Source organism: Cupriavidus sp. 09_S30, assembly GCF_056930435.1.
This window is the reverse complement of sequence record NZ_JBXOWI010000002.1, coordinates 2,927,335-2,950,647: the sequence shown is the minus strand read 5'-3', so window position 1 is coordinate 2,950,647 and position 23,313 is coordinate 2,927,335. Positions and strand designations below refer to the sequence as shown.

Annotated in this window: 19 protein-coding genes; 13 read left to right on the top strand and 6 right to left on the bottom strand. The window is 65.5% G+C overall.

Annotated features, from left to right (window positions below; translation table 11 throughout):
• The first annotated feature begins 78 nt into the window (after positions 1-78).
• Positions 79-1,002 carry a LysR family transcriptional regulator gene (locus AC1Z3O_RS33435; RefSeq protein ID WP_483521376.1) on the top strand — a complete coding sequence of 308 codons (924 nt, stop codon included), beginning with the start codon at positions 79-81 and terminating at the stop codon, positions 1,000-1,002.
• Positions 1,003-1,344: 342 nt separating this feature from the next.
• On the opposite strand, the gene tssA is transcribed toward AC1Z3O_RS33435, so the two are convergent.
• Genes tssA through AC1Z3O_RS33405 form a run of 6 tightly spaced genes read right to left on the bottom strand, consistent with a single transcriptional unit; the run spans position 1,345 to position 7,300 of the window.
• Entirely contained in the window at positions 1,345-2,418 is a 1,074-nt protein-coding gene (tssA, locus tag AC1Z3O_RS33430; RefSeq protein ID WP_483521374.1) for a type VI secretion system protein TssA, read from the bottom strand.
• A 2-nt stretch (positions 2,419-2,420) separates the two neighbouring features.
• Positions 2,421-3,461 (bottom strand): type VI secretion system baseplate subunit TssG, encoded by a 1,041-nt coding sequence (gene tssG, locus AC1Z3O_RS33425; protein WP_483521372.1) that lies wholly within the window; start codon positions 3,459-3,461, stop codon positions 2,421-2,423.
• A gap of 2 nt (positions 3,462-3,463) precedes the next feature.
• Positions 3,464-5,344: a type VI secretion system baseplate subunit TssF gene (gene tssF / locus AC1Z3O_RS33420; protein WP_483521370.1), complete on the bottom strand. Its 1,881-nt coding sequence runs from the start codon at positions 5,342-5,344 to the stop codon at positions 3,464-3,466.
• Between the two features lie 4 nt (positions 5,345-5,348).
• Positions 5,349-5,870 carry a type VI secretion system baseplate subunit TssE gene (gene tssE, locus AC1Z3O_RS33415; RefSeq protein ID WP_483521368.1) on the bottom strand — a complete coding sequence of 174 codons (522 nt, stop codon included), beginning with the start codon at positions 5,868-5,870 and terminating at the stop codon, positions 5,349-5,351.
• Positions 5,863-6,699 carry a type VI secretion system accessory protein TagJ gene (locus tag AC1Z3O_RS33410; protein WP_483521366.1) on the bottom strand — a complete coding sequence of 279 codons (837 nt, stop codon included), beginning with the start codon at positions 6,697-6,699 and terminating at the stop codon, positions 5,863-5,865. Before AC1Z3O_RS33410 ends, tssE begins: the two co-directional genes overlap by 8 nt.
• On the bottom strand, positions 6,689-7,300 hold the full coding sequence (locus AC1Z3O_RS33405) for a TagK domain-containing protein (protein WP_483521365.1): 612 nt from the start codon (positions 7,298-7,300) through the stop codon (positions 6,689-6,691). Before AC1Z3O_RS33405 ends, AC1Z3O_RS33410 begins: the two co-directional genes overlap by 11 nt.
• Before the next feature lie 443 nt (positions 7,301-7,743).
• On the opposite strand from AC1Z3O_RS33405, the gene tssH reads away from it, so the two are divergent.
• From tssH to tssJ, 12 genes are all read left to right on the top strand, one after another.
• On the top strand, positions 7,744-10,485 hold the full coding sequence (gene tssH, locus AC1Z3O_RS33400) for a type VI secretion system ATPase TssH (RefSeq protein ID WP_483521363.1): 2,742 nt from the start codon (positions 7,744-7,746) through the stop codon (positions 10,483-10,485).
• 39 nt (positions 10,486-10,524) lie between these two features.
• Positions 10,525-11,052: a type VI secretion system contractile sheath small subunit gene (gene tssB / locus AC1Z3O_RS33395; RefSeq protein WP_483521361.1), complete on the top strand. Its 528-nt coding sequence runs from the start codon at positions 10,525-10,527 to the stop codon at positions 11,050-11,052.
• Positions 11,053-11,101: 49 nt separating this feature from the next.
• The gene (gene tssC, locus AC1Z3O_RS33390; RefSeq protein ID WP_483521359.1) at positions 11,102-12,607 is read left to right on the top strand and encodes a type VI secretion system contractile sheath large subunit; all 1,506 of its coding nucleotides are present in this window, start codon (positions 11,102-11,104) and stop codon (positions 12,605-12,607) included.
• Positions 12,608-12,721: 114 nt separating this feature from the next.
• A complete protein-coding gene (locus AC1Z3O_RS33385; protein WP_483521357.1) occupies positions 12,722-13,207 on the top strand; it encodes an Hcp family type VI secretion system effector in 486 nt (161 codons plus the stop codon).
• 5 nt (positions 13,208-13,212) lie between these two features.
• A complete protein-coding gene (locus tag AC1Z3O_RS33380; protein WP_483521356.1) occupies positions 13,213-13,425 on the top strand; it encodes a hypothetical protein in 213 nt (70 codons plus the stop codon).
• Positions 13,422-16,022 carry a type VI secretion system Vgr family protein gene (locus AC1Z3O_RS33375; RefSeq protein WP_483521354.1) on the top strand — a complete coding sequence of 867 codons (2,601 nt, stop codon included), beginning with the start codon at positions 13,422-13,424 and terminating at the stop codon, positions 16,020-16,022. Before AC1Z3O_RS33380 ends, AC1Z3O_RS33375 begins: the two co-directional genes overlap by 4 nt.
• Before the next feature lie 12 nt (positions 16,023-16,034).
• Entirely contained in the window at positions 16,035-18,473 is a 2,439-nt protein-coding gene (locus AC1Z3O_RS33370) for a T6SS effector phospholipase Tle3 domain-containing protein (protein ID WP_483521352.1), read from the top strand.
• A gap of 73 nt (positions 18,474-18,546) precedes the next feature.
• A complete protein-coding gene (locus AC1Z3O_RS33365; protein WP_483521350.1) occupies positions 18,547-20,019 on the top strand; it encodes a hypothetical protein in 1,473 nt (490 codons plus the stop codon).
• A gap of 45 nt (positions 20,020-20,064) precedes the next feature.
• Positions 20,065-21,594, top strand: coding sequence for a hypothetical protein (locus tag AC1Z3O_RS33360; RefSeq protein ID WP_483521348.1), 1,530 nt, complete (start codon positions 20,065-20,067; stop codon positions 21,592-21,594).
• Positions 21,595-21,719: 125 nt separating this feature from the next.
• Positions 21,720-22,367, top strand: a complete 648-nt coding sequence (locus AC1Z3O_RS33355) for a hypothetical protein (RefSeq protein WP_483521347.1) — start codon at positions 21,720-21,722, stop codon at positions 22,365-22,367.
• A gap of 137 nt (positions 22,368-22,504) precedes the next feature.
• The gene (locus AC1Z3O_RS33350) at positions 22,505-22,780 is read left to right on the top strand and encodes a PAAR domain-containing protein (protein WP_483521345.1); all 276 of its coding nucleotides are present in this window, start codon (positions 22,505-22,507) and stop codon (positions 22,778-22,780) included.
• Positions 22,777-23,313, top strand: coding sequence for a type VI secretion system lipoprotein TssJ (gene tssJ, locus AC1Z3O_RS33345; RefSeq protein WP_483521343.1), 537 nt, complete (start codon positions 22,777-22,779; stop codon positions 23,311-23,313). The genes AC1Z3O_RS33350 and tssJ overlap by 4 nt, the downstream gene beginning before the upstream one ends.

Here is a 23,313-nt window from a genome sequence, read left to right as displayed (position 1 = left end):
CCTCTGCCGGTCGATGCCGGGGCGCCGCTGAATCATCAACTACACACGGAAAAACGCGGAAGGACGGGGCAAGCAAGCATGCGCAACATCGAGATGCGCCACCTGCGCTACTTCGTGGCGGTGGCCGAGGCCGGCAGCGTGGTGGCCGGGGCCAGGGCGGTCGGCATCGTGCAGCCGGCGCTGTCGCGGCAGATCCGGGAGCTGGAAGCGGCCATCGGCACGCCACTGCTGCTGCGCCGGCCCAAAGGCGTGGAGCTGACCGCCGCCGGCACCAGCTTCCTGCGCGACGCCAGGCAATTGCTGGCCGAACTGCAGGCAAGCCGCGAGCGCGCAGTCCGCAGCGCCGCCGGGCAACTCGGGGAGCTGCGCCTGGGCGTGCTGCCCAACTATCTGACGCTGCCGGTGGTGGCCACGCTGCTGCACCGCTTCCGCGCGGCCTGCCCCGACGTCAAGGTGGCGGTGGAGCCGATGCTTTCGGCCGAGCAGGCCGCGGCCATTGACAGTGGCCAGCTTGACGGCGGCATCCTGGCCTGGCGCGGCGAAGCCGCGCCGCACCTGGCCGGCGTCGTGCTGCTGAGCGACCGCTTCGTGGTGGCGATGCCGGCCGGGACCGCCATGCAGGGACGCCGCAGCAAGGCCCCCGCCCGGCTGGCCGACCTGGCTGAGCAGCCGTGCATCTGGTTCGATCCGCACCGCTCCGCGGCCCATCACCGCTTCCTGACGGCGCAATGCCAGCGCGCCGGCTTTGCGCCCCGCATCGCGCAGACGGGCACCGATATCCCCACCCTGATCGGCCTGGTTGCCGCCGGCATGGGCTATGCCTTCGTGCCGCAGAGCCTGCGGGCGGTGTGTCCGCCGACGGTGCGGCTCGTGGCGCTGGACGAGCTGGCGGAATCCTTCGACGTGGAGTTCGCCTTCCGCGAGGATGCCGTCAATCCGGTCGTGCCGCGCTTCGTGGCGGTGCTGCGGGAGTACGCGGCGGTGCGGTCTGGTCAGGCATAGCCCGCAAGGCTAGTCCGTTGCCACCGGCATGGCGGCAAAGGGGATAGGTGGCCGTTGCGCGCACCCCAACTCCCAGGCGTCGGCATCGGCAGCCACGTAAGGAGGCGGTGCGCAGTGCGCTACCTTGCCCGCCGGACGGTGGCGGGCAAGGCCGTCTTTCCGCTGTACCGCGTCACCGCAGACGGCAACATCGAGCAGCGGGGAGATCTGCTGCCGGTTGCCAGGGTGGCGGGGGCTGGCGGGGCTTTCGTGTGTGGTCAGCCGGCTTGCGATAGGGTGAACCGGTATGGAGGGTCGCTCGCCATGCAGCGCTCGATTTCCTGGCGCAACGTCGAGGACAGCCTATTGCCCTTCCTGCGCCCAGCGCTCCACCAGATCCGCGGGAATCGCCTGGAACACTTCGTGGAAGCGCTTCCCGGTCAGTGTCTCGGCCTGCCTGAGCAGGAGCGCTACCGGGCTACTGGGCTCATGTATTTCGAACCATCGGCGAGCTGCGCGGATGCCGGCCAAGGCAGCATCGCGATCAGGCGGCATTGCGGCTGGAGGATGCTCGGCTGCGGTCTCGGGCGGCAGTGCGTCTGCAGTGTCGCGGCCGCTGGTTTCAACCGGGCTGGCTGCGTGCAGGCCGTCATGCGGTGCGCCTTCCGGCTCGGCGGCATGCATTGCGCTGGCGGGCTCGGTTGCTTCCGCTACCAGGCCGAGGAGCCTTAGCAATGGGCTCAGGTCGGGGCGGTCGCTTGGCAGGTTGGCAGTGGCCCACCGGTCGATGGCAGACGCCAATGTGGCGGCTACGTCCAATGCCAGCAAAGCCGGGCTGTGCTGATGGCGGCTATCCTGCAATTGCAGTCGCACCGATTCCAGCGCCAGGGCATCCGCAGGGCGCGGGACGCTGAGCGCTCGCTCCACGTCTCGAACCTGCAAGCGTAGCGCCGCGTTTCCCGTGATCGGCAACTCCCGTATGTCCTGCATCAACGCTTCGGGATCGGCCAGCGCGGCGAGCGCATTGGCACGCATGGCAGGATCGGGTTCGCCGTCGACCGTCAACTGCGGATGGATCGCATCCGGCCACGTTTCCAGCAGCCGCACCAGCGCTGCAAGGCCATCTCGCAGGCCAGCCGCATGATCCAGGCGTGTCCGGCAGCGCAGCAGGAGTACCAAGACGCGGATGTCGCGCGTACGCAGCAGCAGGCGCCGGCAGTCGCGTTCCAATTCGGCCCAGTTGACTGCCTCCGGCGCGCTGACGAAGTCGCCGTATTGCGCATCGGGCCTGGGGGTTGCCTTCGCTAGCAGCAGGATGAACTCGGGATCGTATTCCAGATCGTCGCCACACGGCTTGTCCGGGGAAATGGGCGCCAGCAGTTCCGGGAAGGGGAAACCGGGCTCCGGTGCCCGCTTGGGTTTGGATTTGGTTGCCATGGTCAGTGTGTCACGTATCGCTCCGGCGCAAACACCATGCCGGCAATGGCGCGGCCGCGCTCGGGCTCGCCCAGCCAGGTGGACCATCCCAGGCGCTCCTCTGCACCCAGGATGGCAGGGGGTGCCGAGTCGGGGGTCAGCCGTAGTTCGACTTCCCAGACGAACTCGTAGCCGACGAAGGCGCGCACCCATTCGACGAGGATGGGAAGTTCCCGCCCATTCGGCGTGAACCTCAGGTATTGCTGCAGTTGCAGCGGCCCGATCACCAGGCGGAACTTGTGCTGCCGGTCGGGTACCATCTCGCCAAGCACCGCGCCTTGAGCCAATAGGCTTGGCGCACCGGGGCGCCCGATCCGACTGTGCTCGGCCGGATCGATGGGAATCCAGTGCGGCACGTACTCTTCAAGCCCGACGCAGACGCCGAAGAAGTGCGAGAGCGTGGCGGCGATGCCATCGGGATTGCGCGCCTCGCGCACCGCGTGCGCACTGGCGGCCAAGCGGGCGTGCGGCGGCAGTGGACCGCTCGCGATCTCCTGCGCCTCGTTGCCTGCCAGCCAGCCGATATAGCGTGAGAACACTTCGTCGTCGCGGCGATCCAGGCCCGCGGCGGCCTGGGCGCCTGCCCAGGCCTGATAGAACTGCGTGAAGGCGCGATGGTGAAAGAGATCCAGAAAGTCGGCAACGGTGCTGTCCCGGTATACCTCGTTACGCTCGCGAACGATTTCCGTCAGGTGGATCGGTAGCGCGCCGTTCGGTCCCAGCATGCCCAGGCCGAACAGCTGCACCTTGATCCGCCCCGACGACTGCTGCAACTGCGCAATCTCGCGCGGCGCGAAGGTGAGCGCGGCCTGCTGGCCAGCCCGGAACGGCTCGTCGCGTGGTCGACGGGCCTGCCCGATCGGTGGCAGTTCTGGATGCCGCGCAGAGAGATGTCTCAGCAGCCCTAGGAAGGTCAGCCGCCATGGTGCCACGCCGGCGTAGCTTCCCAGGTGCGCCTCGGCCGTGGCGGGTGGCGCAGCGCTGTCGTCGTGGTCCTTGAACATGGCTATACGGCGCTGCGGCCACCCATGCGGGCCGGCCATCGGTGCACGAGGCCGCGCTGCATCGAGTGCAGCGCCGTTTCGGTGAAGACATTGACCGAGACATGGCGGGCGAGGAAGTGTTCCAGCACCACCCCGAAGAGATAGGGGCTGATGCCCGAGAAGCCATCCTCGTCCACGGTGAGCTGGCACTGGATGCCGCGGCCATAAATCAAGGGGCCGTTGCCTGGCAGCCTGCGCATGACCGGCTGGATCTTCGAGCCGATCAGGCTTTGGATCTGTCCCTGATGCGCGAGATCGTCGCTGGGCGCGAACAGCCGCAGCATGTCGCGCAGGCCCTGGCCGCCCGAGCGATGTTCCAGATCGATCAACGACAGGTAGTTGAAGCCAAGCAGCCGGATCAGCCGCCAGGCCATTTCGCCATCCGCAAAGGGCGGACGAGGCGCCGAGGGTGGCCGGATCAGGCCAATGCCATTCACGGGGATCGATGTGGCCGAGGTGAGGTCGTGCAGGCCGTTGCGCGGTACCAGGTTAGGCAGGTCCCGGTTGGTGACCAGCGATTCGACCGACAGGTATCGCAAGCTGTCCGGGTACGGAGCCTCGTTCTGGTCCACCAGGGAAACGAACACTTCCGTGCCGGTATAAGCGGTACGAGTGCCATACTTGCGCGCCTGCTCCGAGAGCAATCGCCGCTCGCGCCGCAGCGAGAAGTAGCGGCCGTGGTTTCCCTCATCGCTGTTCAGCGTCACGAACAGAGGCTGAAAGTCGATAGGCGCACTCTGCTGCGACTCCTGCGCGGAAAGCCGCTTGACGGCATAGACCTCATAGTCGAGCGGATGCTGGCGATCGGCGACGAGATGAAACTCGGCGCGCCCAGGCGTGATCTCGATCCGATCGGTGCGCTTCGGGAACAGGTTGACCACGGGGGTGCAGTAGAGCGCGAACTGGCCGGCATCGACCTGGCTGGCCAGCGGGCCGGGTGGCTTGGAGAGCAGTACGACAAGTTCGGCTTCCTTGCTGCTGATCCGGCCGAACCCCGGCGCAAGCTTGTTGAGCCCGAAGAAATAGAAGCGTTGTGGGCAGGCAAAGTACTCGTGCAGCAGGTTGTGCCCGTGAAATGTGTTCCATTGCAGGGGCAGCGCGCCTTCGCCCGGTCCCATGCCGACATAGCTGACGGCATCCTCCGTCACCGCGTGGGGGCGTTCGCCGATTGCCCCGGGCTGGCCGATCAGGGTCGCCACCCCGGCGCTGTGCAGGAGTTCGAACAGGTGCGTTGCAATCTGGTCGTCGCCGCACAGGTAAACGGGCAGGTGGTCCAGGCCGGACAACTGGTCGAAGGTGGCGTCGCCCGTGCAGCGCAGGCGCAAGCGCAGGGCACCATGCACCGTCACATGGGCGGGAACATACCGCTCCAGCCCCCGGATATCCGGAGGAATCCCAGTGAGGCGCGCGTCGGTGAGTTCGACCGGCCACAGTGTCAGCGGCTGCGAGGTCCGGAACCGGCAAGCCGTTCTTTCACCCGGTGCCGGCGCAGCATCGAGATCCGAGTCGCGCGGAATCGGCACGCCCCGCACGAGATTCCCGCTCGAATCGCTCGGGCGGAATTGCGCAACGGCGATTGACGGCGTTGGCGCGACATAGTTCGGATAGACCACTTCCAGCAGCCGCTGCGTAAAGCGCGGGAACTCGGCGTCCAACTTGATCTGCGTACGCGCCGACAGCAGGCAGAAGGCCTCGATCAGGCGTTCCACATAGGGGTCGGCTACCTCGATGCCATGCATGCCCAGGCGTCTCGCCACCTTGGGATGCTGGCGGGCGAATTCGCCCGCCAGCTCGCGCATGTAGACGAGCTCGCGGTTGTAGTAGTCGAGCAGTTGAGGGTCCATGGTCTCAGTACGCGTGGATCGATCGGACGTGCATCCGGCTGGTTTCCAGATCCAGCGAACTCTGCGCCGTAAACGCCATCGGATAAGGGTCCATATGGACCAGGCCCCTGATCTCGAATACCAGGGTGTTGTAGCGCTGCGGTGCGTCTTCTTGCAGCAAGGGTTTCACTTCCAGCGAGCCCGGGATGAGGCGCGGTTCGAAATCCAGGATCGCCCGCCTGACGATCATGACGATGTCGCTCCATTTATGCCTGGACAGGTAGCTGCCGGCTACCGGCGGCACGCCGAAATTGAGGGTGGAACTGGCCGCGGCCGGATAGCGCTTGCGGTCGATCTCGTCCTCGCGATTGTTGGTATTGAGCAGGTAGGTCAAGTCGCGCTGGATGATCTCCCGCATCTGGGAGCGGGTGACCGTGTATTCGTCCGCGCTTTCCGTCTGGCGCTGGGGCGCATCGTCCCGCAAGCGATCGAACAAGGTCGGCAGGAGTTGCGTATTGGGGCGGCGGGGAGGGCGGCGCTCATGCATGTGCTTCGCCCAGGATCAGCGTATTGATGTCCAGGAACGCCACGTCGCCCGCGTCGGTCATCCAGGTCTTCTGCCCCAGCGCGATGACGCCAGTTTCGCCGGCTTCCGTCCAATTCGTCTCGCGTGCCAGGCGGATGGCGTCGCTACCTTGTTCCGAGCCGGGATAACGCACTGGCACAAAGCCGCGGATGACCATGCCGTCGGTCAGCGTGATGCAGGCGGGCCGCCACACCAGGTCCAGCAGCCCTGCCGGTTCGGCAAGCTCGAGCTTGCGCATCTGTGCAAATGGCAGCCATGCGTAGCGGCCGGCGGTCACGATCTCGCAAGTCGGGCCAAGCCGCGTATCCGTATCCGTGATCCAGCCAAAGCGCAAGCCATCATGCGTGCCGGGCGAGGCAGGGGCTTCCGATAGCGCTCGTTCTCGACTCGCATCGGCGGCAGCGGAATCACCGGCCTGCACGTAGGCCAAGGCTTCCTGCAGGTGTGCCATCCAGCGCGGCGCTGGCAACAGGAAGCCCGGTTCGCGCTGGCCGGTGAAGACGTCCTGACGAAACGCCTCTGCCCGGATGAGCTCCCGGCAGGCGAGAGCGGTTGCCGCAAAGTCAGGCGCGAGCTGCGCGGCAACCTGCAACTGCCTGAGTGCGCGCGGCCAATCGCCAATGACGCATAGCCACTGGAACAAGGACCAGCGGGGATCGGCCGCTGCCGGCTGCTGTCGCACCCGCGCTTCCATCGCGGCAATGGCGCCGGCGACCGAGCCGTATTGCGCGAGGAGGGTCGCGACGCTGCTTGCATCGCGGTGGCCGGGAACGCGCGGATCAAGCGTCATCACCGCGCTCCTGGGCTTGCGCCGGTGCCGGACGGAAGGCGCTGTCCATCGAGACGAGGTGATGCTCGCGGCGGGTGAGAGGCGCCGCGACGGCGCGCCGCTGCGGGGGCACGATGTCGCCGGCGAATAGCCGGAGGACGTCCGGCGCATGCGGGACCGCAAAGAATGGATGTGCCTCCACCGGTGCCAGAGGACCGAACATGGCGGCCTCCCGGCTGGAACCGTCCAGCATGTCGAACAGGCCGGCGGCACTGCCGGCTTGGCTTGTGAGCGTCTGCGCGGGTTGCGGACTCAGTTCGGCCGGTGCGGTCCGGGCCGCGCCCGGGTGGCTTCTTGCGTACGCGCTGACATAGGCAGGGTCGCGCAAGGCGGCCTCGGCTTCGCGCTTGAGCAGATCAAGCGGGTCAGTTGGCTCGCTGGCGGGTGCAGACGTAGGTGCATGCGTCAGGCCGCCGCCAACCGGCCTCACCGACGAGAACGGATCGGTCGCGTCTGGCCCGGCGGCATCCAAGGCATCGCGTGGCCACAGATTGTCGTTTGCGGGGGCGGTGCCGGGCTGACCTTGGGCCGCACCAGCCGGTCTGCGCTGCCTATCGCTCATGAGCTTTCGTATGTGCTGTCTGTCTTTCTGATGGTGCGGATAATAATCCCAAATTCTTGCCGTCAGGAATTAAAAAAATAATAAGTTTAGCGGTTGCGTAGGGGTGGAAAAGAATGAATAAATTCTAAATTCAATTTCTGAATCTTCCCAATATCAGATGTGATTTCGTCTGCTATATGGATGAATGTATTAATTTGTATTATTTTCGTGATCACTTGTTAAAAGTGATTGACTTGGCAGGCCCGCACGCCAAACATGCGCGCAGTATCGATCGGCTTTCGTGAAGATCGATGCAATTCCCTATCCCTTCTGTGGTGAGCTGAATCGTGCCTGAGGATTTTTGTGCGCAATGATTCGGCCAATTTCTCGGAGGTTGGGGAAAATCCGAGCGTTCTTCGGATGATAGTGGTTCATCTATTAAGATAAATCCGAAAAGGTGGCGAATGGATATTCCGCGTCAGACGCTGTTCGGTCGGCTCAATCCAACCCTGTTCAAGGCAATCGAAAGCGCAACGGCGTTCTGCAAGCTGCGAGGCAACCCGTACGTCGAGCTCGTGCACTGGCTGCACCAGCTGCTGCAGGCGCCCGACGGCGACCTGCAGCGCATGCTGCATCACGCTGGCGCAGATATGCCAGCATTGGAGGCCGATCTGGCCCGCGCGTTGTCGGCGCTGCCGGCGGGCGCCACCTCGATCAGCGACTTTTCGTTCCAGGTCGAGTCCACCATCGAGCGAGCCTGGGTGTACGCGACGCTCGCCTTCGGCGACGACCGGGTGCGTGGCGCCTACCTGCTGACCGCGCTGCTCAAGACGCCGGAACTGCGCCGCACCCTCCTGGCGATGTCCAGCCAGTTTGCCCGGCTGCCGTTCGATGACGTGGTGGCAGCCGTGCCGGCGCTGGTAGCACAATCGCCAGAGAGCCGGGAGGCTGCCTACGACGGCAGCGGCCTGGCGGCCGCCACGCCGGGCGAAGCGAGCGGCGCGCTCTCTCAGGCGGCCTCGGGCAAGTCCGCGCTCGCCCGGTACTGCCGTGACCTGACCGCGGCGGCACGCGCCGGTGAGCTCGATCCCGTGATCGGCCGCGAGCACGAAATCCGCGCCATGACGGACATCCTGCTGCGCCGCCGTCAGAACAATCCGCTGCTGGCCGGCGAGGCCGGGGTCGGCAAGACCGCCGTCATCGAAGGGCTCGCCCAGGCGATCGCAGCCGGCGAGGTGCCGCCGAGCCTCAAGGAAGTGCGGCTGCTCAGCCTGGACGTGGGTGCGCTGCTGGCCGGCGCCAGCATGAAAGGCGAGTTCGAGGCAAGGCTGAAGGGCGTGCTGGAAGAGGCCGCCGCGTCTTCCAGGCCGGTGATCCTGTTCGTCGATGAAGTCCATACCCTGGTGGGCGCCGGCGGCCAGGCGGGCACGGGCGATGCCGCCAACCTGCTCAAGCCGGCGCTGGCGCGCGGCGCCCTGCGCACGATCGGTGCGACGACCTGGAGCGAGTACAAGCGCCATATCGAGAGGGACCCTGCGCTCACGCGGCGCTTCCAGGTCCTGCTGGTCATGGAGCCGGAGGAAGCCAAGGCCGTCGCCATGGTGCGCGGGCTGGTCGAGACCTTCGAGGCGCATCACCAGGTCCTGATCCGCGATGAGGCGGTCCGTGCCGCGGTGAAGCTCTCGCATCGCTACATTCCATCGCGGCAGCTGCCCGACAAGGCCATCAGCCTGCTCGATACCGCTTGTGCGCGGGTCGCCCTGTCGCATCACGCTCCACCGGCCGCGGTCGAGCACCTGCGCCAGCAACTGGCGGCCGCCGATACCGAGTGCGCGCTGCTGGCCAAGGAAGCGGGCCTCGGCAAGCCCGATCCGGCCGCCAGCGCTGCGGCGTTGGCCCGGCGCGCGCAGATCGATGCAGACCTGGCGCTGGTGGAAGCCCGCTGGCAGCAGGAGCGCATGCTGGCGAACGATCTGGTCGCGCGCAGGCAAGCGCTGATGCAGACGCTGGCCAGCGGCACGGGCATGGCGGAAACGGAGGAGCCGCCCGCAGGCGACGGGCGCTCCCTGGCCGACGTGGACGCGGCCTTGCGCGCCGTCCAGGCCGACGCACCGTTCGTCTACACCGAAGTGGACGAGGCAGTGGTCGCGGCGATCGTCGCGGACTGGACCGGCATACCGGTCGGGCGCATGGTCGCTGACGAGGTGTCCACCGTGATGCGGCTTCCGCAGACACTCTCTGCCCGCGTCATCGGCCAGGAGAGTGCGCTCGCCCAGCTCGGCGAGCGCGTGCAGACTGCCCGCGCGCAGCTTGCCGACCCCGGCAAGCCGGTGGGCGTGTTCCTGCTGGTGGGCCCATCCGGTGTCGGCAAGACCGAGACCGCGCTGGCGCTGGCAGACGCCCTCTACGGTGGCGAGCAGAACCTCATCACCATCAATCTCTCCGAATTCCAGGAAGCGCACACCGTTTCCACGCTCAAGGGCGCACCGCCCGGCTACGTCGGCTATGGCGAGGGTGGCGTGCTGACCGAAGCCGTCCGGCGCCGCCCCTACAGCGTGGTTCTGCTCGACGAGGTCGAGAAGGCCCACCCCGACGTGCACGAGGTCTTCTACCAGGTCTTCGACAAGGGCTACATGGAGGATGGAGAAGGGCGCCACATCGATTTCAAGAACACGATCCTGCTGCTCACCAGCAACGTCGGCTCGGATCTGCTCGCCGGCCTCTGCGAAGACCCGGCCCTGATGCCATCCCCGGCCGACTTGCGCGAGGCGCTGGTGCCGGCCTTGCGCAAGGTCTTCCCGGCGGCCTTCCTCGGCCGTCTGGTGGTCGTGCCCTACCTGCCCCTGGCCGCAGAAAACCTGGGCCGCATCGTGCGTTTGCACCTGGACCGCCTGGTGGCGCGCATGCGCGACCAGCACGGCATCGCGCTCACCTATGGCGACGCCGTGGCCGAGTTCATTGCGGTCCGCTGCCCGGCCGGGGAAACCGGAGCCCGGCAGATGATCAGCTTCATCGAGCAGGCGATTCAGCCGCAGCTTGCGCGCTTGTGGTTGTCGGCCTTGTCCGAGAAGCGCCGCTTGTCGGCCATCGATATCCGGCTGGCAGCGCCTGGAGCGGACGATGCCGCCGGGCTCGCCTACCACCTCGAATACCGTCCCGGCCACGACCCTGTCAGGCCGGATTGTCCCGAAGCCAGAGCGGCCTGAAGCCGTCCGGCACGTCCTTGTAACCCGCTGGGGAAATCCATGTCCGTTGTGAACAGTTCGCAAAAGTTCATCGCACGCAACCGCGCGCCGCGCGTGCAGATCGAGTACGACGTCGAGGTCTATGGCTCGGAGAAGCGCGTCGAGCTGCCTTTCGTGATGGGGGTGCTGGCCGACCTGTCGGGCAAGCCCGCCGAGCCGCTGCCGCAGGTGGCAGACCGCAAGTTCCTCGAGATCGACATCGACAATTTCGACGAACGCATGAAGGCGATGAAGCCGCGCGTGGCGTTCGCCGTGCCCAACACGCTCTCCGGCGAAGGCCAGCTCCTGGTCGACATGACCTTCGAGAGCATCGAGGACTTCTCGCCCGCGGCAGTGGCCGGCAAGGTGGATGCGCTGCGGCAACTGCTGGAAGCGCGCACCCAGCTCGCCAACCTGCAGACCTATATGGACGGCAAGTCGGGCGCCGAGGCGCTGATCAACCAGCTGCTGCAGGACCCCGCACTGTTGCAGTCCCTTGCCAAGGCACCCAAGCCGAAGGCTGACGAAGACCAGGCCCCTAAGTCCTGACTGCGCAGGCTGTTCGCCGCACTGAAACCCTTCACCGATCGAGGATTCCATGGCATCCGTCCAACAAAAGCCACAGCAAGCCGCAGCAAGCGCTGAGCATTCCGCTGAACACTCTGATTTTGCCGCGCTGATCAGCCGCGAGTTTTCTCCCAAGACCGAGCAGGCCCGGGTGGCCGTCGACCTGGCCGTCAAGACGCTGGCCGAGCAGGCGCTCGCCAGCGCGTTCACCCTGAGCGATGACGCCTACAAGAGCATCGAAGCCATCATCGGCGCCATCGACAGCAAGCTCTCCGAGCAGATCAACCTGATCCTGCACCATGAGGACTTCCAGAAGCTGGAATCGGCCTGGCGCGGCCTGCACCACCTGGTGTCGAACACCGAGACGGATGACAAGCTGCGCATCCGCGTGATGGATGTCTCCAAGGAGGAACTGCGCCGCACCCTGCGCCGCTACAAGGGCATCGGCTGGGACCAGAGCCCGTTCTTCAAGCGCGTCTACGAGGAAGAGTACGGCCAGCTTGGCGGCGAGCCCTATGGCTGCCTGGTGGCCGATTACTACTTCGATCACACCCCGCCAGACGTCGAACTGCTGGGCGCGCTCGCCAAGATCTCCGCGGCTGCCCATGCTCCCCTGATCTCCGGCGCCTCGCCATCCGTGCTGCAGATGGACTCGTGGCAGGAGCTGGCCAACCCGCGTGACCTGTCCAAGATCTTCCAGAACCTCGAATACGCGCCGTGGAACAGCCTGCGCAATTCGGAAGACGCGCGCTACGTGGGGTTGGCCATGCCACGCTTCCTGTCGCGCTTGCCCTATGGCATCAGGACCAACCCGGTCGATGCCTTCGACTTCGAGGAAGACACCGACGGCGCCGATCATCGCAAGTACGTGTGGAGCAATGCCGCCTATGCCATGGCGGTCAACATCAACCGCTCGTTCAAGCTGTACGGCTGGTGCACGCTCATCCGCGGCGTGGAAAGCGGTGGCGTGGTCGAGAACCTGCCGTGCCACACCTTCCCGACCGACGATGGCGGCATCGACATCAAGTGCCCGACCGAAATCGCCATCTCGGACCGCCGTGAGGCCGAACTGTCCAAGAACGGCTTTATCTCGCTGGTGCATCGCAAGAATACCGACTACGCGGCCTTCATCGGCGCGCAATCGCTGCAGAAGCCGGCCGAGTACTACGACGCCGACGCCACCGCCAACGCCAACCTGTCGGCGCGCCTGCCCTACCTGTTCGCCTGCTCGCGCTTCGCGCACTACCTGAAGTGCATCGTGCGCGACAAGATCGGCGCGTTCAAGGAGCGCGAGGACATGCAGCGCTGGCTCAACGAATGGATCATGAACTACGTTGACGCCGACCCGGCCAACTCCTCGCAGGAAACCAAGGCACGCCGCCCGCTCGCCGCTGCCGAAGTGGTGGTCGAGGAGCTGGAAGGCAACCCGGGCTACTACAGCGCCAAGTTCTTCCTGCGTCCGCACTTCCAGCTCGAAGGGCTGACGGTCTCGCTGCGCCTGGTGGCGCGCCTTCCGTCGGTCAAGGACGCCGCCTGAGGCATCCCAACCCCATCCCCACAGACTCCGCCTCCCGGTCCGCCTACCGGCTGGTCCAGGAAGCGGCTGTGGCCTTTGTCTGCAGTACCCGTCTACATCTGAAGGAGAGTTGCAATGGCACAGGACATTTTCCTGAAAGTGCATGGTATCGACGGCGAGTCGCAGGATTCGTCGCACAAGAACGAAATCGAGGTGCTGGCCTGGGACTGGAGCATCGAGCAGCAGTCCACCATGCACGCTGGCTCCGGCGGCGGCGCCGGCAAGGCGACCGTGTCGGACCTCACTTTCGAGCACTTCATCGACCGGGCTTCGCCCAACCTGATGAAGTACTGCCTGACCGGCAAGCACATCAATGAAGCCGTGCTGGTGGTACGCAAGGCCGGCGGCAGTCCGCTGGAATACCTGAAGCTCACCATGACCGACGTGATCGTCACCAAGGTGTCGCCGAAGGGCTCGGTGGATGACGAAGTGCGCATGCGCGAGCGGGTGGCCCTGTCGTTCTCCCAGGTGAAGCAGGAATATGTGGTGCAGAACGCCCAGGGCGGCAGCGGCGGCGCCGTGACCGCGGGCTACGACATCAAGGGCAACAAGGAGCTCTGATTGCCATGACCGACCTCGCCGGCCGCCATCTGTCCGGCCGGCGAGGCCGCCGATTTCATTCCGCCGCCCACGCCATGGCCATTCCACTGCGCTCCGACTACTTCCGGCATGCCTGTGAAGACATGGGCCATGCCGCTATGGCTGCTGCCGCCGGCAATGGCGACGGGCCTTGCTCGGCGCCCTTCCTCCGCTTCCTTCACTGGGAAATCACGCCATGAACACGTCGAACAACGCGGCGAACCGGATGCCGGGCCGGCGCCAGACGGTCAGCGTCTCCAGCGCCGCCATTCCCGACCTGCTCGGGCAGCCGCAGCTGGAATTCGTGCGGCTGTCCGGTCATGAGGGCTTGAGCGAACTGTTCACCTACCAGGTGGACCTGCGCGCGGTCTCGCCTGCGGCAGAGCAGTATCTTGCCGAAGCCGACCCGGACGGCATGATCGGGTGCGAGATGACGGTGACGGTCGAGCTCGACGGCATGGGCACCGGCCTGCTCGGTGGGGTAGGGGCGGGGCAGCGGGAAATCACGGGCTTGATCTCCGACATCGAGCAGGTCGGAGGCGCCGCGGAGAACCGGCTGTACCGCATCACGCTGCGCCCTTGGCTATGGCTGGCTACGCAGACCTCGGACTTCAAGCCCTTCCAGAGGAAGACGGTCATCGAGATCCTGGACGAGGTCCTGGCGGACTATCCCTTCTCGGTGGAAAAGCGCCTCGACGTCTCCGTCTACCCGAAGCTGGCCTGGGAGGTGCAACACGGGGAAACCGATGCCCGCTTCATCCAGCGCCTGACCGAGGAATACGGCATCACCTACTTCTTCGAACACGACGGCGGACACCATCGGCTCGTGCTGGTAGCGGAAATGGGCGCATATCGCCAGTTCCCCAGCGAGGCCTATCGCACGCTGCCCATCTATCCGCGCGGGTTCAAGATCGACCAGGAACACCTGGTCCGCTTCGATCCGGTCCATCGCCTGCGCACCGGCAAGGTGACGCTGAACGACTACGACCACCGCAAGCCGCGGGCGAACCTGATCACCGACAACAGCCAGCCGCGCGATACGCGCTTCGCCGGCTTCGACCGCTACGAATACCCCGGCGACTACATTGACCCGGATGTGGGCGCCACGCGGGCGCGCATCCGCATGGAAGAGCGCCGCGCCCGCGGGCGGCGCGCGCGCGGCGTCGGCGCGCTGCGTGGTGTCGTGACGGGCTGTACCTACCAGGTAAGCAACCACGACAACCCCGCGTTGAACCGCGAGTTCCTCGTCACCGGCGCGACACTCGATCTGGAAGACACCGGAGCGGAGGCCGGCCGCGGCCAGCAGTTCCACTGCCGCGTCGACTTCGAAGCCCACCCGGCCGACGAGGTGTTCCGTCCGCCGCGCACCGTGGGCAAGCCGCGCGTGTCCGGCTTGCAGCGGGCCGTCGTGACGGGGCCGAAGAACCAGCAAGTCTGGTGCAACGACCACGGAGACGTCACCGTCCAGTTCGAGTGGGACCGCTACGGCAAGTATGACGAGAACTCTTCGCCGTGGGTTCGCGTCGTCAACGGCTGGTCCGGCGATCAGTACGGCGCGATGCATATCCCCCGCATCGGCCAGGAAGTCATCGTCGCCTTCCTCAACGGCGACCCGGATTGCCCCTTGATCGTCGGGCGGGTCCCGAACCAGATGAACATGCCGCCATGGGCGCTGCCGGGGCAGCATGCGCTGTCCGGCATCCGCAGCAAGGAGCTGTTCGGCGGGCGTCATAACCATCTGCTGATGGATGACACCAAGGACCAGATCCAGGCGCAACTGTCGTCCGATCACCAGACCTCGCAACTGAACCTGGGCTATTTGACCGGCGTCCCGAACAACGCCGGGCGCAAGGACAAGCGCGGCGAAGGCTTCGACCTGCGCACCGACGGGCAAGGCACCGTGCGCGGCGCCCGCGGCCTCTTCCTCACCAGCGAAGGGCAGGTTGCCGCCGTGGGCGGACACCTTTCGCGCGACGAGTTCATCCGCTGCATGGAGGCCGCGCTCGAAGCCGCCAGGTCGCTGGGCGACTACAGCGGCCAGCACGAAGCGCTGCAGACCGACACCGGCCCACAAGCAAGCCTAGCCCAGGCCGTCCGGGAATGGGATGCCGGCGCCAACAACCACAAGGAAGCGCCCGGCCAAGGAGGCCAGCCGCTGCTCGGCGCCTACGCCCCGGCCGGCATAGCCCTGGCCACGCCCCAGGTGCTCACCAGCTACGCCGGCAAGCATATCGACATGGTCGCCAAGCTGAACCAGCAGTTCACGGCCGGCCAGCAATGGCTGGTCAACGCCGGCACCGGCATCAGCCTGTTCGCGCACAGCGGCGCCTGGAAGGGCATCGCCCACCAGGGCAACCTCGTACTGCAAGCGCAGAAAGCGAGCATCGAAGCCAACGCACAGAGCGATGTGGTGGTCACCGCCACCGACGGCACCATCCTGCTCAACGCCAAGCGCGGCATCACCTTCATGAGCGGCAATGCCGGCATCCGCATCGCGGATGGCTGCGTCGATGTCTATGGGCCGACGCGCGTGCATATGCATACCGCCGCCTTTGACGTGCCGGGGGCGCAGGGGATTGACGGCGTGCTGCCTGAGTTCGCCTCGGGCGATGCCGGCCGCAGCTTCGCGCTGGTCAGGGGCACGGACGGCAAGCCCATTCCCGATGCGCCCTTTGCCGTGACCAAGACGGACGGCAGCGTCGTCGACGGCATTGCCGCTGATGGCCAGACACCACTCTCGAGCGCACAGCAGATCGAAGTCCTGCAGGCGGCCTTCAAGCTGCCCAAGCTGTACTGAGGCACCGGCACCATGAGCCAATCCAGCTTCCACAACCCCGAGGCCGGCGTCATTGCCAGCGCCAGCGACATTACGCTGCCTACCCACCGTGTGCGCGAGGTGCGATACAACGCACTGCCCGGCATCATCATCTTCGTGCACGGCGTGAACTCCACCGGCGAATGGTTCGACGCAGCGGAAGAGGGCCTGTGCCAAGGGCTCAACGAGCGCTTGCGCCGCCGGGATTTCGATGACCCGCCCGACAACCCCCTCTCTTACCTGCTGCGTGCTGCCAAGTACCGCACCGAACTCACGCCCGATGGCTACCTGACCCGGCCCAGGTCCGAAGACGCGATCAAGCCTGAGGAGTTCGTGCAGGGCGCCGAGGCCAGCCCCGTGATCCGCTTCCGCTGGGGTTACGTCGCCAGCAAGTCCGACCTAAAGTCCGTTGGCGGCAACATCCTGCTCGACGAGGACGACGCCTGGGGCGGCGGCCCCTTCGCCAACGGCTGCACCGCGCTGCCCGACCTGTGGAGCAATGGCACGGTGACCGATCTCTTCGCCGGCTTGCAGATCCAGCAGATGAACACCGAGGCCAGCCGCCTGGTATACGGCTGCCCGGCCCGGCACTACGGTGCGCACGCCGCATGGCGCCTTGCCGCGCTGGTTGCCCAGGTGCGCGAGCGGCACACGACGGAATGTAACGGCAAGGAATGCCCCGTGACCATCGTGTGCCACAGCCAGGGCAATATGGTTGCCCTGGCATCCGCCTTCATCGGCGACAAGAAGTTCGGCGGCAAGGGCGTGGCCGATACCTATATCCTGGCCAACCCGCCCTACAGCGTGCTACCCAACTGGGCTGACAACTTCGCCCAGTACGACCAGCATACCGACCTCGGGCGCGTTACCACGCTCTCGCGGCGCAAGACGCTGGACGCCTTCTTCGGCATCGTCAAGAAGCGCCAGGGCAATCTGGCCAGCGCGGCCTGTGTCAACGCCCTGATGGGTAACGACCGCAAGCCGTGGAATGTGGAGAAGGACCAGGAGGAGTTCCCCACGCACAAGCGGGTCTTCCTGTACGCCAACCCCCACGACCAGGTCATCTCCGTCTCCACTGTCATGGGCATGGGCTGGATGGGCCTGCCGCAGGCCGTGCTGACCGGCGAAGACGACGACATGCGCGACGCCAAGACGCCCTACGTCTTCCAGCATGCAGACGGCGTGCTGTACCAGCGCATCTGGGCCCAGGGCAACCCCAGCAAGTACAAGGACGAGACCTTCAAGGTGGGCGCCGCACCAGGCCAGAATTTTGTCTACTACGACAAGGATAAGCCCGCCCGCGCCGACGCCATTCAAGGCGCGGACGGTAAATTCTGGCTGCGCAAGCCGCTGGAGATGCGCTTTCATTTGGGGCGCACGTGGGCGAACGAGCAGCAAGGCGTTGCCGGCAAGGTTGGCGCCACCATCCTGGGTGGGACGTACGAGATCGCCATCGGCCTGGTCCGGGTGGTGACCCTGGGCAAGATAGCCCCCTACGCCTCCGTTAACGCCACCCCGCCCGACGGTTGGACGGTCCGCATCGATGCCCATAAGGTGCCCAACCCGATTGCGCCCACCGCCATCCACCTATATCACCCGCAGACCGCCCCCACCGGCCAGCAGCCGGAGGGCGACGGGAAACAGCCGCCGGACGGCGCCAATGCCTCGCCAAGAGGCAAGGTCGAAGGCGAGTTCAACCAGGGCCCCGAGTCGCACACCGACGCCTTGAACCCGCGCACCCGCACGAAAGACGTCTACGACAAGTACCGCAGCGCGGGCCAAGGTGATGAAGCCGACGAAGCCGCACTGCGCTATGAACACAACGCCAGCGTGCGGCAACTCGCGCGGCGCAAGAAAGATAACCGCTATGAGGGCGCCGTCGAGCAGATGAAGACGGGCGGTGACCTCTCGGGCGACGAATACAAGGAATTCCGCGAGTTCGACCAGGAAAAGCGCGAAGACTTCCTGCGCCAAGTCAAGGACATGAACGCCACCAACCACTCCACCATCCTCTCCAACCCGGCGCACAGCCGTCACGTACTCGCTTACGACGTGAACGTCGGCATGAACGGGCTGCCCACGAAGCAGATGAACTGGCTGCGGCAGTTTGCGGATTGGCGGTATTGCAATCCGAAGGATACGGTAATGATGGAATGGCACGAGTACCACCTGAAGGGGCGAATGGATGGTGGCAAGAAGCTGGAGGAATGCCGCAATTACCTGCCCGAAGTCCCGGTACAACTCGGTATCGACACCGAGCGCAGCAACAGTAGCCGCTGGTCACAGAAGCACAGCACACCGCAGCCCGACCCGATGCAGAGCCGTGAGCTGCCGCTTGATGAGCAGATGCGCCGCGATTGGCGTGCCGAGCAGCAGCGGCTAAGCCGCCCGACCGAGAACGACGACGTCTTTGGAGTCGGCCCGAATGAATAGCCGTCGCCGCCTCGCTGCGCTCGTCGGCTTGCTTGCTGCCGCCATTCTCACTACTGCCTGCACCGGAACCGCCATGTCCCGACCCAAATACTCCCGCCAGCCAACCCCGTACCCGCTAGCCGTCACCCCGCCGCCCGCCACCGGCCCAAACGCGCCCGCCGCCTATGTCATGGGCATCGTCTGGCGCAGCCCGCTGATGTGGATTGACTACCCTACCCACTGGAACCTCCTGTGGACGCAGGGTATGGCCGATCGCAACCCGAACGACGCCGACAGCCCGGAGCTTAAGCTGGGCGATCCCACCGGAGTGTTGGTGCGGCCGGTGCGTGTGGTCTGGTCGGACGACAACCCCAACCCGGTCTATTGGCTAACCATGACCGAACTGATCGGTCCGCCGCTGTACTCGATGGGCTACCAGTATGCAGTGGACCCGAACTACTTCTACTCGATCCACAACGGCACCAACCGCCCGGACTTCGGTGACATCCGCGTGTTTGCCGGCATGCCCCGCGCATGGATCGATACGCCGACCTACATCAAGGAGGTCCGGTATCGAAATGGCAGCGACCGCCTTGGCGAGCATTTTGAACTGGGTCTGCCGGCGCCGTCGATCTTGGCCGAGAACGAAGACCATGCCGAGGCGCGCTTCCCGGATCTGTTCACCAAGATGTACGTCAATCGTGGCAAGCCCCAGCGCGGAATGGGCCACCCCGCCGATATGGTCGTCGGCCTACCCACCTTCACGCTGAAGGCCGCGCGGCGGCTGTACACCAGCGAGATCTTCGGCGAAGCGGAGGCGATGGACCTGGAGGCCTATCCCGAGACCAAGGTGCCCGACGTCACGGTCATGGCCGGCGAGGAAACGGTGGGCTTCTACGACCTGCAAGAGGCGATCGCCTACCTGAACGCCAACCCGCGCAAGACGGTGTGGGTCTACACCATGGACGCGCCCGGCTACCCCAAGGGCGGGCGTACCGATGAAAACGCCATCCTGCTGATCCTGGGCCACCCGAGCGCGGACTGGGGCTACGCGCCGCTGTCGGCCATCTACACCCCGCAGCAGCACGAAGGCGGCATCGGCGCGAAGGCCGTCGACCCGGGCGGCGCCTGGAGCGGGCTGCTGCAGACCATGCAGGCCGCAGCCCGGCAAGCCCACCCGGTCGGCCGCCTCTATCACGACGTGGACAAACACGCGAGCAACGTCAACACATTGATGAAGCCGCTGCGCGCCGCTGTGCACCAGCAGTGGCCGGACCTGGACCAGATCCAGGACGTGCGCAGCGTCTCCGAGCACGCCATCGGCGGGCTGCGGGCGGCCAGCGCGGGACTGAACATCGCACGCGCCACGGCCTACGCGGACCAGACCGGCAACAGCGCCGTGGTGACGAGCGCCGCCAACCCGAACGATGCCTGGAGCGTACTGGTGGCGCCGCCGCCGGGCTGGGTCAAGCGCGAGCCGCCGAAGGTGTGGCCGCGTGCGGGTGGACGGACCAGTGCGTATCTGCCGTGGTTTGGCAAGCGTACTGGTAGTACCGGTAAGAAGTGAATGAGCGAGGGACTGATGCGAAGCCTGTTCTTAGGAAATCGTGCAATGGCTTGGGTGGCGGTGGTAACGCTCGTCGTTGCCATCCTCGTCCTGACCGCCTGCACGACCAGCAGGTCCCGACCCAAATACTCCCGCCAGCCGACGCCGTATCCGCTAGCCGTCAGCCCCCCGCCTGCCACCGGCTCCAACGCGCCCGCCGCCTACGTCATGGGCATCGTCTGGCGCAGCCCGCTGATGTGGATCGACTACCCCACCCACTGGAACCTGCTGTGGACCCAGGGCATGGCCGACCGCAACCCGAACGACACTGACAGCCCGGAACTGAAGCTGGGCGACCCCACCGGTGTGCTGGTGCACCCCGTGCGCGTAGTCTGGTCGGACGACAACCCCAATCCGGTTTATTGGAAGCCGTTGCGCGCCATGATCCGTCCGCCGCTGTACCCGATGGGCTACCAGTATGCGGTGGACCCGAATTACTTCTACTCGATCCACAACGGCACTAACCGCCCCGACTTTGGCGACATCCGTGTTCTTGCGGGCATGCCCCGCGCGTGGATCAATACGCCGACCTATATCAAGGAGGAGCGGTATCGGAATGGTAGCGACCGCCTTTCGGATCACTTCCGGCTCGGCCTGCCCGCGCCGTCGATTCTGGCCGAAAACGAAGACCATGCCGAAGCGCGCTTTCCGGACATGCTGTTCAAGATGTATGACGACGATGGCAGACCACGGCGTGGCCTGGGTGTTGACGCCGAGATGGCCATCGGCCTGCCCATTTTCACGCTGAAGGCCGCGCGGCGCTTGTTCACCAAGGAGATTTTTGCTGAGGCGGAGGCGATGAGCCTGAAGCTCTATCCCGAGACCAAGGTGCCCGACGTCACGGTCATGGCCGGCGAGGAAACGGTGGGCTTCTATGACCTGCAAGAGGCGATCGCCTACCTGAACGCCAATCCGCGCAAGACGGTGTGGGTCTACACCATGGACGCGCCCGGCTACCCCAAGGGCGGGCGCACCGACGAAAACGCCATCCTGCTGATCCTGGGCCACCCGAGCGCGGACTGGGGCTACGCGCCGCTGTCGGCCATCTATACCCCGCAGCAGCACGAAGGCGGCATCGGCGCCAAGGCCGCCGACCCGGGCGGCGCCTGGGGCGGCCTGCTACAGACCATGCAGGCCGCAGCCCCGCAAGATCACCCGGTCGGGCGCCTCTATCACGACGTGGACAAACACGCGAGCAACGTCAACACATTGATGAAGCCGCTGCGCGCCGCTGTGCACCAGCAGTGGCCGGACCTGGACCAGATCCAGGATGTGCGCAGCGTCTCGGAGCATGCCATCGGCGGGCTGCGCGCGGCCAGCGCCGGGCTGAACATCGCGCGCGCCACGGCCTACGCGGACCAGACCGGCCACAGCGCGGTGGTGACGAGTGCCACCAACCCGAACGATGCCTGGAGTGTACTGGTGGCCCCGCCGCCGGGCTGGGTCAAGCGCGAGCCGCCCAAGAAGTGGCCGCGTTCGGGCGGGCGCACCAGTGCTTATCTGCCGTGGTTCGGCAAACGGCCAGATAAGCAATGAGGAGCAATGGCGGGCAGCCTTGGCCCTGGCCGCTGAACCCAATAGACGCAGTTTGGATTGGCGGTGCCGAACCAGGGTCTGGTGCCGATGCGTTTTTGCGTTTTTTCAACCAACGAGGAACAGAAATGAATCGCAGACTATTTCTTGCCGCTTCGGCACTGCCGCTGCTTGCGCTGGGGGCATGTTGGACGCCGGTCACCCAGTCCCTGTATTCGGAAGCTTCAAAGACGGAGTACAAGAATTACTCGGAGACGGTCAGCCAGATCCTGATCACGAATGATGGGAAGAAGATTGTGGTGATTGGCCCTGCCTATCACTACATCATCGATACCCCGCCGCGATTGGTCGAGGTTCTCAACTCGCCCCTGCATCCGGACGTGGTGGCGCGCATGGGGCAATTCAATGTCACGCCGGATGCCAAGCTGAGTGGCGACTTTACCTTGTTTTTGTCCGATAAGGCAGGCGACCAAAGCCAGCAGCTCGCACAGTCATTCGGCTTCTGGAAAGCCTCGGGTGGGAAGATGGCGCTGTCGTTCAATCTGAGCGGCACGCGCTATAGCGCCAAGGAATTCACCATGCCCTCCGCGCTTGCCAAGCACTTCAACCAATCGTACAGCGTGGATATCAGGGAAGAGCTGCCGCCCGGCGGCAAGTCGGCGCTGGTCTTGCTCACGCCGCTGTCGGTGGCAGCGGATGGTGTCCTGAACATCCTTGCCATTCCGCTTGTGCCGCTTGGCATTGCTGGCCTGGTGGCCGCCTCTTCGATGCGCTAAGCGCAAGCCATGGGCGGCGCTGTTCTCTCAATGGAGGGCATGCCGGGAGATTTCCCGCGCTTGACGGCCCCTGCATTGCGCGAGCAGAACAGCGCCGCCTCTATTTCAACCCGGGTCCACTCAGACAGGAGCCTAGTATGTCCGCAGACATCATCACCGTAGGCGATATCACCTCCCATGGCGGCGTGGTGATCAGCGGGTCGCCAAGCAGCAAGATTCGAGGCAGGGCCATCGCCCGTCTGGGTGACCTCGTCAACTGCCCGCAGTGCTATGCCGATGGGCGCCCGCACGGCATCAATCGGATCGTGCAAGTGGCCGGCCGGTCCAAGGTCGATGGCATCCCTATGGCATGCGCGGGGGACATGGGCGAGTGCGGCTGCGTCTTGATCGGCAGCCAGCCGGCCCGAGCATGAAGACCGTTGCGCAATCCACCACGTCCAAGCGCAGATGGGCGTGGCTTCTGATGTGGTTGGCGGTGTCGCTTGCGCTTGCTGCCTGCTCCACGACGCCGGCCCAACCAGAGCAGATGAAACTCGACCTGGCGATCCAGGCCAAGGATACGGTCAACCCGGACGACAAAGGGCGAGCGGCCCCGGTGCTGGTCCGCGTCTATGAACTCAAGACGCCGAACGCGTTCGAGCAAGCGGATTATTTCTCGCTGGAATCGTCGGACCGGACCCTGCTGGCCCAGGATCTGCTCGTGCGTGACGAGTTCATCTTGCGCCCGGGCGAATCTCGCGACATCGAGCGCAAGCTCAACGCCGATACGCAAGCGCTCGGCTTCCTGGTTGGCTACCGCGAGCTTGGCAAGGCGACCTGGCGCAGCGCCTACCCACTTCCACCCGCGCCGCAGGCGGCGTGGTATCGCGCCGTGATTCCTGCGCGCAAGGTCAAGCTGCAGGTCGTATTGGACCAGCAATCGATTACAGTTTCCAAACCTGACTGA

What these genes read in the sequence shown, in the direction of transcription:
- AC1Z3O_RS33365 (WP_483521350.1), top strand. Translation starts at nt 18,547, where the DNA reads ATGTCCCGACCCAAATACTCCCGCCAGCCAACCCCGTACCCGCTAGCC.
- tssH (WP_483521363.1), top strand. Translation starts at nt 7,744, where the DNA reads ATGGATATTCCGCGTCAGACGCTGTTCGGTCGGCTCAATCCAACCCTG.
- tssF (WP_483521370.1), bottom strand. Translation starts at nt 5,344, where the DNA reads ATGGACCCTCAACTGCTCGACTACTACAACCGCGAGCTCGTCTACATG.
- AC1Z3O_RS33380 (WP_483521356.1), top strand. Translation starts at nt 13,213, where the DNA reads ATGACCGACCTCGCCGGCCGCCATCTGTCCGGCCGGCGAGGCCGCCGA.
- AC1Z3O_RS33360 (WP_483521348.1), top strand. Translation starts at nt 20,065, where the DNA reads ATGGCTTGGGTGGCGGTGGTAACGCTCGTCGTTGCCATCCTCGTCCTG.
- tssG (WP_483521372.1), bottom strand. Translation starts at nt 3,461, where the DNA reads ATGTTCAAGGACCACGACGACAGCGCTGCGCCACCCGCCACGGCCGAG.
- tssJ (WP_483521343.1), top strand. Translation starts at nt 22,777, where the DNA reads ATGAAGACCGTTGCGCAATCCACCACGTCCAAGCGCAGATGGGCGTGG.
- AC1Z3O_RS33435 (WP_483521376.1), top strand. Translation starts at nt 79, where the DNA reads ATGCGCAACATCGAGATGCGCCACCTGCGCTACTTCGTGGCGGTGGCC.
- AC1Z3O_RS33370 (WP_483521352.1), top strand. Translation starts at nt 16,035, where the DNA reads ATGAGCCAATCCAGCTTCCACAACCCCGAGGCCGGCGTCATTGCCAGC.
- AC1Z3O_RS33410 (WP_483521366.1), bottom strand. Translation starts at nt 6,699, where the DNA reads ATGACGCTTGATCCGCGCGTTCCCGGCCACCGCGATGCAAGCAGCGTC.
- tssB (WP_483521361.1), top strand. Translation starts at nt 10,525, where the DNA reads ATGTCCGTTGTGAACAGTTCGCAAAAGTTCATCGCACGCAACCGCGCG.
- tssC (WP_483521359.1), top strand. Translation starts at nt 11,102, where the DNA reads ATGGCATCCGTCCAACAAAAGCCACAGCAAGCCGCAGCAAGCGCTGAG.
- AC1Z3O_RS33375 (WP_483521354.1), top strand. Translation starts at nt 13,422, where the DNA reads ATGAACACGTCGAACAACGCGGCGAACCGGATGCCGGGCCGGCGCCAG.
- AC1Z3O_RS33355 (WP_483521347.1), top strand. Translation starts at nt 21,720, where the DNA reads ATGAATCGCAGACTATTTCTTGCCGCTTCGGCACTGCCGCTGCTTGCG.
- tssA (WP_483521374.1), bottom strand. Translation starts at nt 2,418, where the DNA reads ATGGCAACCAAATCCAAACCCAAGCGGGCACCGGAGCCCGGTTTCCCC.
- AC1Z3O_RS33385 (WP_483521357.1), top strand. Translation starts at nt 12,722, where the DNA reads ATGGCACAGGACATTTTCCTGAAAGTGCATGGTATCGACGGCGAGTCG.
- AC1Z3O_RS33405 (WP_483521365.1), bottom strand. Translation starts at nt 7,300, where the DNA reads ATGAGCGATAGGCAGCGCAGACCGGCTGGTGCGGCCCAAGGTCAGCCC.
- AC1Z3O_RS33350 (WP_483521345.1), top strand. Translation starts at nt 22,505, where the DNA reads ATGTCCGCAGACATCATCACCGTAGGCGATATCACCTCCCATGGCGGC.
- tssE (WP_483521368.1), bottom strand. Translation starts at nt 5,870, where the DNA reads ATGCATGAGCGCCGCCCTCCCCGCCGCCCCAATACGCAACTCCTGCCG.